The organism is Serratia sp. CY83965, from assembly GCF_052166375.1.
In the GTDB taxonomy this organism is placed as follows: domain Bacteria; phylum Pseudomonadota; class Gammaproteobacteria; order Enterobacterales; family Enterobacteriaceae; genus Serratia; species Serratia marcescens.
This window is the reverse complement of the sequence record NZ_JBJNOV010000001.1, coordinates 481,838-495,457: the sequence shown is the minus strand read 5'-3', so window position 1 is coordinate 495,457 and position 13,620 is coordinate 481,838. Positions and strand designations below refer to the sequence as shown.

The window sequence follows — 13,620 nt, the reverse complement described above, 5'->3', positions numbered from 1 at the left end:
ATTAATAAACCCACCTCCGCATCGTCACTTCCCAGAGAATTCCTACTTACCCATCCGGTCCATTCACCGCAAAATAAGCTGCGCAGTTAACAACATACTGGCTTGGCAAGCCGCCGCAGTTGGTGCATATTGTTCGCGAGTTGTTCTTGTTAACCTGTTTGATTATCAACCTAATAAGCGCATTAACTTAATAAGTTACCCGCTTAATAACTTGAGAGATGGCAGCATGATTGTTCTGATTGGCTCGCAAAAAGGCGGCGTCGGCAAGTCGACGAAAGCGGTGAATATCGCCGGGTATCTGATTCTTAAGCAAGGCAAGACGGCGATCATCGTCGATGCCGACGACCAGAAATCAATCATGACCTGGTACAACGACCGTCAGAACGTCGAAGGGCTGCCGCACATTCCGGTGGTAGCCGCGTCGGGCAAAATCAAGGAAACGCTGCTAGAGCTGGATCGCCATTACGACTACGTGATCGTCGACACCGCCGGCCGCGACAGCGCCGAACTGCGCTCCGGCCTGCTGGCCGCCGATCTGTTCCTCTCGCCGCTGCGCCCTTCGCAGATGGACCTCGACACCATCGGCTATCTGTCGGAGATGTTCTCCACCGCGCAGGAATATAACGAGAAGGTCAAAGGCTACATCGTGCTGAACATGTGCCCGACCAACATCTTCATTAATGAAGCCAACGAAGCGGCGCAGGTGCTGAGCGAATACCCGGAGTTCACCCTGGTGAGCAACCGCCTGTGCGACCGCAAAATTTACCGCGACGCCTGGGGCGAAGCCATCACCGTGCATGAGGCGAACAATGAAAAGGCGCAGGCCGAGATCGAATGCCTGGTGAAAGAGGTGATCCTGTGAAGAAGCGCACCCCCACCCACCGCATGTCGGAAGACGAATTCATCAACAGCGCCACCTCGCACACGTTGCCGGTCGCGGCGCCCGCGCCGGAAACCAAGCCGGCCGGCCGCAAGCGCACCTATAAGGCGATTTCCGTCAGCCTGACGGACAACCACATCGAAGCCATCGATGAGGTGATCGTGCAGGCGGCGCGCAACGGCATCGTGCGCATCACCCGCTCCGACATCATCAAGCTCGCCATCGACGGGCTGGCGGAGAAAAGCGAAGCGCAGCTGCTGGAACTGCTGAAGAAGCTCTGACCGCACGGCAGCCGCCGGCTGACCCAGCCGGCGGGCCGTTATCATCTTGAGTTCCCCGCCACCTCGCACCGGTAGTCCTGAATTTCGCCGGCCGAGCCCAGGTTCAGATCGGTCAACGTCAAACGGTTCGCCAACAGCAGCATCTCGCCCTGCGGGCTGACCGCCAGCGCCAGGCCGTAATTGCCGATGCTGTCGCCCTGCTCGGCCACATAGTTTTGCAACAAGCGGAAAGGATCTTCCTGGGTTAAATCGGTGCCCGCCAATTTTCTGGCCAGGTAGTGGTGGCCGACCAATTTCACCGCCAGCGGTCGCCACTGTTGATCTAATTGCTCCGCCTGTTCCCCCAGCGCGTTATAGACATCCTGGCGCAAGCAGGCAACGTGAATATGCAGCTGATTCTGAGAACGGCCATATTTCGAATTGACCGCCAGAGAAAGCCACGCGTCTTTTAACGGTTTACCCAGCTCGCCGGATATATGTTCGCGGTTGTTCCAGGCCAGGGCGAAATAATGCGGCGTTCGCTCCGCTTGCAATATCGGGCTCTCGATGCCGCTGACCTTTTCGGTTGGCATCACCAGATCGTGATAGGGACCTTTGCTGTCTTTAAACAGGACATAACCCTCGGTTAAGCCAACCTTTACACAGGGCGCCGGATCGTGGTTCTGTTGCTGATTGGGCATGCACTGCTGGCTAACAATTTGCCATAACGCATTCGGATTGCCGCGCCCGAAGAACCACCACAGCACCGCCGCCAGCAGCAAAATAACAAGCAAAATAATTAATAGTCTGAAAAGTCTTTTCATCGCGACGCCCTGTTTAGCTATTCCATCTTGAAAGGATCGCCAGCATAAATCAAGGCTCCGGCCTCGACCAGAATATTATCCTTAATGCCACCTTTCATTGACCTCTTGTTAGCAAAGGATAATTACAAATATGTCGCCACCTGAGTAATTTAAGGTAAATTAATACCGCAGGTTGAATATGAGTATGATATAAGCAGCCGGACTCTCTTTATATAAGGAACCGATAAGATGCCAACGATGGGCAAATCCCTGCATTACCTCGACGTGGGTTCGGGCTTTCCGTTGCTGCTGGGCCACAGCTATCTGTTCGATCTGAATATGTGGGCGCCGCAGTTCGAAGCGCTGGCGAAACGCTACCGCCTGATCGTGCCGGATCTCTGGGGCCACGGCGATTCACCGGCGCTGCCGCCCGGGCGAAACAGCCTGTCGGATATCGCCGCCGATCATTTGGCGCTGATGGATCGTTTAGATATTGAAGAGTTCGGCATCATCGGCCTGTCCGTCGGCGGCATGTGGGGCGCCGAACTGGCGGCGCTGGCGCCGGAGCGGGTGAAAGTGCTGGCGCTGCTGGACAGCTACCTGGGCGACGAAACGCCGGAGGCGCGGCAGCGCTATATGGGCATGCTGGCCGCCGTGGAACAGGCCGGCGCCATCGCATCGCCGCTGCTGGAACATGTCGCGTCGCTGTTTTATTCCGATGATGTCCCCGACGCCTTATTGCAATCGCTGCTGTGCCAGCTCCAGAGCCTGCCCGCCGATCGCCTGCGCGAGAGCATCGTACCGCTGGGCCGGATGATCTTTGGCCGCCCCGACAAGCTGGCGCTGCTGGAAAACATCACCGCTGCCAGCATCGTCATCACCGGCGCGCAAGATAAGCCGCGCCCGCCGGCAGAAGGCCAGCGCATGGCGGATATTCTCGGCTGTCGGCATGTACTGATCCCTGACGCCGGGCATATCAGCAACAAGGAAAACCCGACGGCGGTCAACGACACGCTGCTGGCGTTTCTGGCTGAAAACACTACGCCACTGTTCTGGTAAGATGCTCCGGGCCGCTGGCCCGGAGATTCCCTTCAGACGAAGCCTTAAGGAGGGGGAGGCTAAATCCGGCGCTTATTGGCCGATAGACGTCAGCCCCTGGCGGATCCCTTCGTCAGCCTGCTGACACCACGCCTGCAGACCCTGCGGCGCTTCCTTCTCCAACGCAACCACGTTGCCGTCGTCGTTCAGCACATTGCCTTCACGGCCCATCGCTTCGCGCTTGTCGCCGTCGCGGGTGTCGACGCCGCCGGGGATCGCCGCCACGTAGGCCACCATTTTCTTGGCGTTGTCGATGCTGTCCGCTTTCAGGAAACCTTTATCGACACAGTAGGACATCAGCCCGGCGGTATTACGCGTGATGTCATAGACGTTTTTCAACGCGGCAGGATCCATCCCTTCGGCGTTGGCGGTGTTGAACAAGCCCAGAGTCGCGGCAATCATGCCGGTCAGAATGATCTTTTTCATTGTTATCTCGTTTTAATAATGAATTATTTAGCTTTGAATTATTCACAAAAATAATGTGAATGTCGGTACGGTATAACGGCGGCCCAGATTAACACAACCCTGATGCGTTAATAACTGTGATTAAGTTAACCTCCAATAAAATAAAAATGCATGATGGGGTTATTATTCCGCCCGGCGTCAGTTTTTTACGCGCGACATTAACCGCACCCAATTCAATTTAAAACAGTCTCACAGGGAATTATTTACAACGAAAAGCGTTGGTCTGCGGTCAATCGCGCCCCCGCCCTTTGCTAAAACCACAGGCGTGGCATAGCCTGTTAAGACGCGCCACGCCTTAGGGGAAGGAGAGCCGCATGAACCATTCCGTCCGGCCGCCGCAATGCGACGACAAAACCATTCTCGATATCACGATGAATTTATATCTCTATCCGGCGGCGCTTATTGCGCACCGCCTGGGCATCTTTGAGTTTATTGCTCTGCACCCCCGCAATCTGACCGATATATGCGCTCAGGCCAATGTGGAAAAACGCCCGGCGGAGACGCTGGTCATGGCGCTAGTGGCATTGAAATTGATCGCCAGAGACGGCGAAACATTCTCTCTGACGCCGGAAGCGGAAATCTTTTTGTTAAAAAACAACCCGCATTACTTCGGCTATTTTTGGGATTTGATGATTGAAAACAGCGAGATTTTCACGCTGCAAAACCTGGAAAGCGCCATCAGAAAGAATACTTCGCAGGTGTATGGCGAGCAGGAGCTGTTTGAAACGCATACGCTCGACGCCGACAGAATGCGGCGTTTTACCCACGCCATGCACAGCCTGAGCATGGGATCGGCCAGCGTTTGGCCTACGTTGCTGCCCCTCGGCGCCTGCCGCGCGGCGCTGGATATCGGCGGCGCCTCCGGCGCCCATGCCATCAGCCTGGCGGCCCACTGGCCGGCGCTCACGTGCACCGTGTTCGATCTGCCGGAGGTGTGCCCGCTCGCCGCCGACTACGCGCGCCATTACGGCCTCAGCCACCGCATCGGCACCCACAGCGGCGATATGTGGCGCGATCCCTACCCGGCGGCGGACCTGCACCTGTACTCCAATATTTTCCACGACTGGCCGATGGACAAGAACCGCTTCCTGGCGCAAAAGAGCTATGCGGCCCTCCCGCCCGGAGGCAGGATCGTGATCCACGAAGTGCTGTACAACGATGACGGCGACGGCCCGCCTGCCGCCGCGGGGTACAGCCTGATGATGATGGGATGGACGCAGGGCCGCCAATACTCCGGCAAGGAAATCGGCGGCCTGCTGCGCGACATCGGCTTCGGGCCCGCTCAGGTGCTGCCGTCGCTCGGCTATTTCAGCATCGTCACGGCGCAAAAACCCCTGACTTAACGGTTCACCGATCGCGCCATGCGGCTGTAGGTATGGCGCACGCCGCGAATCGCCACGCTGTAGGCGAAGATGTTTTCCGGCAGCGCCAACCCCAAATAGCCGGTATCGCCGATATGATGCAGATCGGCGCCGGCCATTTTGCTCATCAGCGCAATCTGCCGCACGGTCTGCACGTCGGCCCCCTCTTGCGAGGTGCCGATCGCCGTCATCGCCAGCGCGCCCTGCCGCTGGGCAAAGGCGATCAACGCCGCCACTTTCTCCTGCGACATGCCGGGAATGGTGCCCGGCGCCGGCAACAGCACGATGTCCGCGCCGTTTTCCACGAACAGCGCGATGTCCCGCTCGCCGATCAGCTGGCTGCCGCTTTCGCGCACAATGCCCGCGCCGTGCATTTTGCCGGTCACCAGCACCATCTCGTCGCCCACTTCATCGCGGATCGCTTTCAGCGCGGCGGCGATCGCCTGATTGCTGACACCGTTGTTCGGGTTGCCGGTCAGCACCAGCATGCGCGCGCCGAGTTGATACAGTTTACGGGCATTTTCGGCGGTGGCGGCGCGGCCCGCCGTCATCTGCCAGAAGTCGTTATGTTCGGTGGCGAAAGCCGGATCGACAGCCTCCAGGTTCACCCCGATCACCCGCCCGGTCAGGCGCTGCAGCGTGCGCAGCGCCTCCTGCGGCGGCACGTCGGCGGGCAGGCCCGCGATATGCGGACGATCGACGTCAAACAGGTTCAACAGCAACAGATCGGCGCCCTGACTGGCCGCCAGTTCGGCATTGGTGACGTTATTGAGCAGCGGCTGAGTGACCGCGATGGTTTCGCTGACCAAAATGCGCCCTTCGCTGGCGCGTATGGCGTAGAGCAGATCGGCTTTGCCGATATCGGCCAGATCGCTGGCGCTGCAGTCCAGATACCGTTTCATGAGGCAAGCTCCGGTGACATTAGCGGAAAGGATGGATCCCCCTCTCCCACCGCAGTGAAAGAGGGGGAAAAGGTTACTTCAGCGTAAAGCTTTGCGCCTGCACGTTGTCGGAATCCAGGCCGACGAACACGTTGAATTTGCCCGGCTCCGCCCCCCATTTCAGGCTGGCGTTGTAGAACTTCAGATCGTCTTCGCTAATCGGCAGTTCGACCTGCTGCGACTGACCGGCCTTCAGCATCACTTTCTTGAAGTTGCGCAGCTCCTTCACCGGCCGGCTGACCGAGGCGGTCACGTCCTGCAGATACAGCTGCACCACCGTGGCGCCGTCGTACTTGCCGGTATTCTTCAGCGTGGCGCTGGCGGTTAGCTTGCCGTTGCGCGCCATCGTCGGGCTGGATAATTTCAGATCCGACAGGCTGAAGGTGGTGTAGCTCAGGCCGTAACCGAACGGATACAGCGGGCCGTTCGGCGAATCGAAGTAGCGTGAGGTGTACTTGCCCGGATTCTCCTTGCCGAACGGACGGCCGGTGTTCAGGTGGTTGTAGTACATCGGGATCTGGCCGACCGAGCGCGGGAAGGTCATCGGCAGTTTGCCCGACGGGTTATAGTCGCCGAACAGCACGTCCGCCACCGCGTTGCCGCCCTCGGTGCCGCTGTACCAGGTTTCCAGCATCGCGTCCGCCTGCTCGCTCTCCCAGCTCAGCGCCAGCGGCCGGCCGTTCATCAGCACCAGCACCAGCGGCTTGCCGGTGGCTTTCAGCGCGGCGATCAAATCGCGTTGGCTCTGTGGGATCGTGATGTCGGCTCGACTGGAGGCCTCATGCGCCATGCCCTGCGATTCCCCCACCACCGCCACCACCACGTCGGCCTTGTTCGCCGCCTGCACCGCTTCGTCGATCATCTGCTGCGGCGAGCGGGTATCGAACGCCACCGCCGGCTCATACTCGTTCAGATAGTCGATGATGCCTTTATCCTGCGTGACGTTGGCGCCCTTGGCGTACAGAATGCGCGCCTTGTCGCCCACCGCCCGCTCCAGCCCTTCGCGCAGGGTGACCGACTGTTTGACCACCCCGGCGGCGGACCAACTGCCCATCACGTCGCGCTGGCTGTCGGCCATCGGCCCGACCAGCGCGATGGTCGCCTGCTTGCTCAGCGGCAGCGTCTGCTTATCGTTCTTCAGCAGCACCATCGTCTTGCGCGCCACCACCCGCGCTTCGGCGCGATGCAGACGGCTTTCGGCGTTGGTGTCCTGCGGATCGGAACCCGCCGGGCCCAGATGCACATACGGATCGGTGAACAACCCCATGTCATACTTGGTGTTCAGCACGTCGCGGCAGGCGCGGTCGATATCGCTTTCAGGCACCAGCCCGTCCTTCACCAGACCCGGCAGGTACTTGTCGTAGAACTCGTCGCTCATGCTCATGTCGACGCCGGAGGTGATCGCCAGCCGCACCGCGTCGCGCGCGTCGGCGGCCACGCCGTGTTTAATCAGCTCTTTGATCGCGCCGTGGTCGCTGATGGTGATGCCTTTAAAGCCCCACTGCTCGCGCAGCAGATCTTTCAGCAGCCACGGGTTGGCGGTGGCCGGCACGCCGTTGATCGCGTTGAGCGACACCATCACCCCGCCGCTGCCGGCGTCCACCGCCGCTTTATAAGGCGGCAGATAGTCCTGATGCATGCGCAGCGGGCTCATGTCGACAGTGTTGTAATCGCGGCCGCCTTCGACGGCGCCGTACAATGCAAAGTGCTTGACGCTGGCCATCACCGAACCGGGTTTGGCCGGATCGCCGTTCTGGAAACCGTCGACCATCACCTTGGCGATTTTCGATACCAGCCAGGTGTCTTCGCCGAAGCCTTCGGACACCCGGCCCCAGCGCGGATCGCGAGTGATATCGACCATCGGCGCGAAGGTCATGTTCAGGCCATCGTCGCTGGCCTCCTGCGCCGCCACGCGGGCGCTGAGCGCAATGGCCTCCAGATCGAAGCTGGCCGCCAGCCCCAGGCTGATCGGGAACACGGTGCGCTGGCCATGCACCACGTCATAGGCGAAGAACAACGGGATTTTGAGGCGGCTGAGCTGCATCGCCTGATCCTGCATCACCCGGATATCCGGCCGGGTAACGGTATTGAAGATGGCGCCGATCTGCCCTTTGCGGATCCCCTCGCGGATCGCTTCTTTCGGGTTATCCGGCCCGACGCTGATCAGCCGCAGCTGGCCGATCTTCTCTTCCAGCGTCATCTGCTTCATCAAATTGGACACGAAGGCGTCGCGCTGCTGGGCGTGAATGCCCTGCGTTATCGGCGTTTCCTGCGCAAAAGCCGGACTGAGGGCCAGACCGGACAACATACTCACCACACAAAGCCATTTCATCTTGTTTTATCTCAGGCGTGTTTCCGCCGCCAAAGCCGCGGGGTTTAATCGGAGTGAAGAAACAGTTTGCCACACTCTGTTTCATCGCCAAGGGAATTCGCATCGCTAATGTTTACAAAGCATTACAGGTTATCGGCAGGTAATTCTGCAGCCGGGCGCGGCTGTCGGCGGCCTCCGCCGACAGAAAATCGACCAGCGCGGTTAACGTCGGCGGCGCCACCGTGCGTTCAGGATAGACCAAATAATAGGCCGCGCCGCTGCTGACGCAGAGCGGGAACGGCGTCACGACGCGCCGCGCCTGAATATCCTCCTCCAACAGGCACAGATCGCCGATGGCGATGCCAAACCCTTGCAGCGCCGCGCTCATCGCCAGATCGAGGGTATCGAAATGCTGGGCCTTGCCGGACGGCAACGCATCGGCGCCCGCCGCCTTCAGCCAGCGCAGCCAGTCGCGCCGATCGCGCGTCGGGTGCAGCAGAGTTTTGTCCGTCAAGTCCGTCAGCCGAGGCGCCGGCGGCAGAAACGTCGGCGTGCAGACCGGCGTGAGGATTTCGTCGAACAGCAGGTGCGCGGTCAGCTTTTTGCCCGGCGGCCGGCCGAATAGCACCGCGGCGTCAAACTGCTCGGCGCTGAAATCCAGGCCGTGTGACACCGAGGCGGTCAGTTCGATGTGCATGTCCGGCCGTTCATTCTGCAGGCGAATGATGCGCGGCAGCACCCAGCGCATGGCGCAGGTCGGGCATTTGATGCGCAGCGCCCCCGGCGGGGCTGCGGCCCGCGTCAGGGCTTCATCCAACTGCCCCAGCGCCTGCTGCACCGGCGCCAGCAGCTGCGCGCCCTGCGGCGTCAGCGTCAGACCGCGCGCCTGGCGGCTGAACAGCGGATACCCCAGGCGCTGTTCCAGCCCAAGGATTTGCCGGCTGACCGCCCCCTGCGTCAGGTGCAGCTGCCGGGCGGCATGGGTAAAGTTAAGGCGTTGCGCCACCACCACGAAGGTTTTCAACACGTCGAGCGACGGCAGGGGTATCGGCATAGCGAGCCTCGATTAGGTATGATCGTAGTGCATGGCAAGTATGACAAACTTTCCCTTGTCCGCCTACGCCGGCTGATGCTTAATCGCTCAACACTTCCCTGTTTGCCTGGAGCCCATCATGCAGAGCGCTTGCTCATCCCGCTCGAAGCTGCCGGACGTCGGCACCACTATCTTCACCGTCATTGGCCAACTCAGCGCCGAACATCAGGCCCTCAATCTGTCGCAGGGCGCGCCCAATTTCGCCGGCGATCCGCAGTTGATCGAGGCAACGGCGCAAGCCATGCGTGCAGGTCATAACCAATACGCGCCGATGAGCGGCGTGGCGGCGTTACGTGCTGCTCTGGCGGAAAAAGCTGAACGATTGTATGGCGCGCGCTATGACGCCGACGAAGAAATCACGGTGATCGCCAGCGCCAGCGAAGGGCTGTACTCGGCGATCAGCGCGCTGGTGCATCCCGGCGACGAGGTGATCTATTTCGAACCGGCGTTCGACAGCTATGCGCCGATCGTGCGCCTGCAGGGCGCCACGCCGGTGGCGATCAAACTGTCGCTGCAGGATTTTCGCGTCGACTGGGACGAAGTGGCCGCCGCCATCAACGGCAAAACGCGCATGATCATCGTCAACACGCCGCACAACCCGACCGGCGCGGTGTTCGACGCGCAGGATATCGACCGCCTGACCGCCCTGACCCGCGACACCGACATCGTGATCCTGTCCGACGAGGTCTACGAGCACGTGGTGTTCGACGGCGATATTCACCACAGCATGGCGCGCTATCCGCAGTTGGCGGAACGCAGCGTGATCGTGTCGTCGTTCGGCAAAACCTACCACGTCACCGGCTGGCGCGTCGGCTATTGCCTGGCGCCGGCGGCGTTGATGGACGAAATCCGCAAGGTGCACCAGTTCATGGTGTTCTCCGCCGATACGCCGATGCAGCACGCCTTCGCCGCCGCGCTCGCCAACCCGCAGAGCTACCTGGGGCTGGCGGCGTTTTACCAACAAAAGCGCGATCTGCTGGCCAGCGCCCTGCAGGATTCGCGCTTTGAGCTGCTGCCCAGCCGCGGCAGCTTCTTCATGCTGGCCCGCTTTAGCGGCTTCAGTCACGAAAGCGACAATGATTTCGCCGTGCGCTTGATCCGCGAAGCGAAGGTGGCGACGATCCCGCTGTCGGCGTTCTACAGCGACGGCACCGATACCGGCCTTATTCGGCTGAGTTTTTCCAAAGATAACGAGACCCTGCTGGAAGGCGCGCGTCGCCTGAGCCAGGTGTAATTTTTTGTCCGACCATGGGAAAGGGGCACTGCCTATGAAAGCTTTGAAAACGCTGTTCGCCGCCGGATGCCTGCTGGCCGCCGGCTCTTCTCTGGCGGCGGAAAACAGCCTGCGCTTCGGTCTGGAAGCGCTGTATCCGCCGTTCGAATCCAAATCCGCCAGCGGCAAACTGGAAGGGTTCGACATCGAGTTGGGCGACGCGGTGTGCGCCGCCGCGCAGTTGCAATGCAGCTGGGTGGAAACCTCGTTCGACAGCCTGATCCCAGCGCTGCAGGCGCGCAAGTTCGACGCCATCAACTCGGCGATGAACGTGACCGAACAGCGGCGCCAGGCGATCGCCTTTACCGACGCCATCTATCAGGTGCCGAACCGCCTGATCGCCAAAGCCGGCAGCGGCCTGCTGCCGGACGCCAACGCGCTGGCGGGCAAACACGTGGGCGTACTGCAAGGCTCGATTCAGGAGATTTACGCCAAAACCCATTGGGCGCCGGCGGGCGTGGATGTGGTGTCTTACCAGGATCAGAATCAGGTGTATCTCGATCTGGCGGCCGGTCGGCTCGACGCCACGCTGGTGATGGCGCCCTCGGGGCAAAGCGGCTTCCTGTCACAGCCGGACGGCAAAGGCTTCGCCTTCGTCGGCGAAGCGGTGCGCGACGACAAAATCCTCGGTGAAGGCATCGCCTTCGGCCTGCGCAAAGGGGATGAGGCGCTGAAGAAGAAACTGGATGCCGCCATCGCCAAAGTGAAGCAGCAAGGCACGGTGGCGGCGCTGTCGAAGAAGTATTTCGGCGATATCGATGTGACGGTGAAGTGATGGACAGGGGCGGCACCGCCGCCCCCTGCCGCGTTTAGCGATCGAACACCGAACTGTTCAGCGCGCGATCCTGCTGGTGGCGCTCCAGCGCCAATTCGATCAGGCGCGTGATCAGCGCCTGGTAGCTGACGCCGCTGGCGGCCCACAGCTTGGGATACATGCTGATGTTGGTGAAGCCCGGCAGCGTGTTGATCTCGTTGATCACCACCTGGTTGTCCGGCGTCAGGAACACATCCACCCGCGCCAACCCGAAGCACTCCAGCGCGCGGAACGCCTTCAGCGCCACCTCGCGGATGTGGTCGCTCACTTCCGGCGCGATCGCCGCCGGCACCACCACCTGAGCGCCCTGCTCATTGATGTATTTGGTGTCGTAGGAGTAGAAGGCGTCGCTCAGCACGATCTCGCCGCACACGCTGGCCTGCGGATCGTCGTTCCCCAGCACCGCGCACTCGATCTCGCGGCCGACGATCGCCGACTCCACCAGCACCTTGTGATCGAAACTGAAGGCCAGTGCCACCGCCGCGTCAAACTCGGCGCGGTTTTCCACCTTGCTGACCCCGACCGACGAGCCCTGGTTAGCCGGCTTGACGAACAGCGGCAGGCCGAGGCGCTCGCTCAGTTGCTCAAACGTGAAGCCGGCGCGGTTGGCGCGCGTCAGGGTGACGAACGGCGCCACCGCCAGCCCGGCGTCGCGCAGCAGGCGTTTGGTCACGTCTTTATCCATGCTGACCGCCGAGCCGAGCACGCCGGCGCCGACGAACGGCATATTGGCCATGCGCAGCAGCCCCTGCAGCGAGCCGTCCTCCCCCAGCGTGCCGTGCACGATCGGGAAAATGACGTCGAGCTGGCCCAGCGCGCCGGCGCTGCCCGCTTCGATCAGCTGCTGTTTTTCCTGGCCCGGGATCAGCGCCACGTTCTTGTTCGAGCGGTTCAGCGCGATCAACGCCGGATTCTCGGCGTTGAGCAGGTAATTGGAGGCGTCGTTGATGTGCCACTGCCCCTGTTTGTCGATCCCCAGCAGCGTGACGTCAAACTTCTCTTTGTCGATTGCATCCACAATGTTTTTGGCCGACTGCAGCGACACCTCATGCTCCGCCGATTTACCGCCAAAAATCACCCCAACACGTAGTTTAGTCACGCCTTAAATCCTTCTGAAAAATCATGGCAAAAAAGTCGTTCATCACAATAAACGCATTGCCTGGCGGCGGCAATCGTTGTTGCCAGAATCTTCTTACGCCACAGAATGCCACATCGCGACCATCCCAAACGTATACACTTCGTATATTGTTCATTTATGGAGACGCCGATGGGCATCGTAAAAATTTCGGACGCGCTGCATGACGATCTGCGCCTCGCCAGCCTGACCATGACGCGTTCGATCAATGCGCAGGCCGAGTACTGGATCAAGATCGGCATGCTGGCGGAGTTCCATCCGGAACTGACCTATCCGCAGCTGGTAAAAAAAATGATGAAAGATAACGCGCTGACGCTGAAGGAGATTGTCGGGTGAAACAGATTGTGATTAAAACGCCGGAAGAGATTGCCAAAATGCGCCATTCCGGCGCTCTGCTGGCCAAAGTGTTTGCTATGCTCGATGAGGTCATCGTCGAAGGCATCTCCACCATGGAGATCAACGACCGCGCCGAGGCGTTTATCGTCGAAGAACTGAAGTCGCGCCCGGCCAGCAAGGGGCAGTATGATTTCCCCTATGTGCTCAATACCTCCGTGGACGATGTGGTGTGCCACGGCGTGCCGTCGGCCAGCAAGATCCTGCGTTCCGGCATGATCGTCAACGTGGATATCACGCTGGAAAACGGCGGCTATATCGCCGACTCCAGCAAGATGTACTGCATCGGCCAGGTGACGCCGCTGGCCAAACGGTTGGTGAACAACGTCTATGAATCGATGTGGCAGGGCATTCGCGCGGTCAAACCGGGCGCCACTCTGGGGGATATCGGCCACGCCATCCAGCGGCACGCCGAACAGGCCGGCTACAGCATCGTGCGGGAATATTGCGGCCACGGCATCGGCCGCGACATGCACGAAGAGCCGGCGGTGCTGCACTACGGTCAAGCCGGCAGCGGCATGGCGTTGCAGGAAGGCATGGTGTTCACCATCGAGCCGATGATCAACCAGGGCGACCGCCGCATCAAACAGAAGAAGGACGGTTGGACGGTGGTGACGCGCGACAAAAAACTGTCGGCGCAGTGGGAACACACCGTGGCGGTCACCGCCGACGGCGTGGAGATCCTGACGCTGCGCGACGAAGAGCGCCGAGCCGGTTACGCCGAGCGCTACTAAACCCGCAAGCCATTAGCCTACCAAGCTGATAGCTTAATAAGTTATTTAATTAATAACCT

14 protein-coding genes are annotated in these 13,620 nt (G+C 60.3%); 8 read left to right on the top strand and 6 right to left on the bottom strand.

Annotation, left to right across the window (positions count from 1 at the left end; genetic code table 11):
• Positions 1-226 precede the first annotated feature (226 nt).
• Entirely contained in the window at positions 227-862 is a 636-nt protein-coding gene (locus ACJ8PL_RS02490) for an AAA family ATPase (protein WP_033641002.1), read from the top strand.
• The gene (locus tag ACJ8PL_RS02485) at positions 859-1,161 is read left to right on the top strand and encodes a hypothetical protein (protein ID WP_033641003.1); all 303 of its coding nucleotides are present in this window, start codon (positions 859-861) and stop codon (positions 1,159-1,161) included. Before ACJ8PL_RS02490 ends, ACJ8PL_RS02485 begins: the two co-directional genes overlap by 4 nt.
• Positions 1,162-1,202: 41 nt before the next feature.
• On the opposite strand, the gene ACJ8PL_RS02480 is transcribed toward ACJ8PL_RS02485, so the two are convergent.
• Positions 1,203-1,964: a CDP-diacylglycerol diphosphatase gene (locus ACJ8PL_RS02480; RefSeq protein WP_442530789.1), complete on the bottom strand. Its 762-nt coding sequence runs from the start codon at positions 1,962-1,964 to the stop codon at positions 1,203-1,205.
• A gap of 237 nt (positions 1,965-2,201) precedes the next feature.
• Here ACJ8PL_RS02480 and ACJ8PL_RS02475 point away from each other — a divergent pair, with 237 nt between their 5' ends.
• Positions 2,202-3,002, top strand: a complete 801-nt coding sequence (locus ACJ8PL_RS02475) for an alpha/beta fold hydrolase (protein WP_442531034.1) — start codon at positions 2,202-2,204, stop codon at positions 3,000-3,002.
• Between the two features lie 72 nt (positions 3,003-3,074).
• On the opposite strand, the gene ACJ8PL_RS02470 is transcribed toward ACJ8PL_RS02475, so the two are convergent.
• The gene (locus ACJ8PL_RS02470) at positions 3,075-3,467 is read right to left on the bottom strand and encodes a hypothetical protein (RefSeq protein WP_016928624.1); all 393 of its coding nucleotides are present in this window, start codon (positions 3,465-3,467) and stop codon (positions 3,075-3,077) included.
• A gap of 353 nt (positions 3,468-3,820) precedes the next feature.
• On the opposite strand from ACJ8PL_RS02470, the gene ACJ8PL_RS02465 reads away from it, so the two are divergent.
• Positions 3,821-4,849, top strand: coding sequence for a methyltransferase (locus ACJ8PL_RS02465; protein ID WP_016928625.1), 1,029 nt, complete (start codon positions 3,821-3,823; stop codon positions 4,847-4,849).
• On the opposite strand, the gene ACJ8PL_RS02460 is transcribed toward ACJ8PL_RS02465, so the two are convergent.
• The 3 genes from ACJ8PL_RS02460 to ACJ8PL_RS02450 all read right to left on the bottom strand — a co-directional run bounded on the left by ACJ8PL_RS02460 (position 4,846) and on the right by ACJ8PL_RS02450 (position 9,173).
• Positions 4,846-5,769 (bottom strand): DUF7916 family protein, encoded by a 924-nt coding sequence (locus ACJ8PL_RS02460; RefSeq protein WP_048795758.1) that lies wholly within the window; start codon positions 5,767-5,769, stop codon positions 4,846-4,848. The two genes, ACJ8PL_RS02465 and ACJ8PL_RS02460, sit on opposite strands and share 4 nt — an antisense overlap.
• 73 nt (positions 5,770-5,842) lie before the next feature.
• Complete coding sequence (gene bglX, locus ACJ8PL_RS02455; protein ID WP_028127648.1) at positions 5,843-8,140, bottom strand: beta-glucosidase BglX; 2,298 nt, start codon at positions 8,138-8,140, stop codon at positions 5,843-5,845.
• A 112-nt stretch (positions 8,141-8,252) separates the two neighbouring features.
• A complete protein-coding gene (locus tag ACJ8PL_RS02450) occupies positions 8,253-9,173 on the bottom strand; it encodes a LysR substrate-binding domain-containing protein (RefSeq protein WP_079449532.1) in 921 nt (306 codons plus the stop codon).
• A 118-nt stretch (positions 9,174-9,291) separates the two neighbouring features.
• On the opposite strand from ACJ8PL_RS02450, the gene ACJ8PL_RS02445 reads away from it, so the two are divergent.
• On the top strand, positions 9,292-10,446 hold the full coding sequence (locus ACJ8PL_RS02445) for a methionine aminotransferase (protein WP_021503974.1): 1,155 nt from the start codon (positions 9,292-9,294) through the stop codon (positions 10,444-10,446).
• A gap of 34 nt (positions 10,447-10,480) precedes the next feature.
• Positions 10,481-11,260 (top strand): ABC transporter substrate-binding protein, encoded by a 780-nt coding sequence (locus tag ACJ8PL_RS02440; protein WP_033641010.1) that lies wholly within the window; start codon positions 10,481-10,483, stop codon positions 11,258-11,260.
• Positions 11,261-11,294: 34 nt separating this feature from the next.
• Here the strand turns inward: ACJ8PL_RS02440 and ddlA are convergent, their stop codons facing one another.
• Positions 11,295-12,398: a D-alanine--D-alanine ligase gene (gene ddlA, locus ACJ8PL_RS02435; RefSeq protein WP_015377061.1), complete on the bottom strand. Its 1,104-nt coding sequence runs from the start codon at positions 12,396-12,398 to the stop codon at positions 11,295-11,297.
• Between the two features lie 168 nt (positions 12,399-12,566).
• On the opposite strand from ddlA, the gene ACJ8PL_RS02430 reads away from it, so the two are divergent.
• Together ACJ8PL_RS02430 and map are read left to right on the top strand one after the other, a co-directional pair.
• Entirely contained in the window at positions 12,567-12,770 is a 204-nt protein-coding gene (locus ACJ8PL_RS02430) for a ParD-like family protein (protein WP_006324220.1), read from the top strand.
• Positions 12,767-13,561 (top strand): type I methionyl aminopeptidase, encoded by a 795-nt coding sequence (gene map, locus ACJ8PL_RS02425; RefSeq protein ID WP_016928632.1) that lies wholly within the window; start codon positions 12,767-12,769, stop codon positions 13,559-13,561. The genes ACJ8PL_RS02430 and map overlap by 4 nt, the downstream gene beginning before the upstream one ends.
• Positions 13,562-13,620 lie beyond the last annotated feature (59 nt).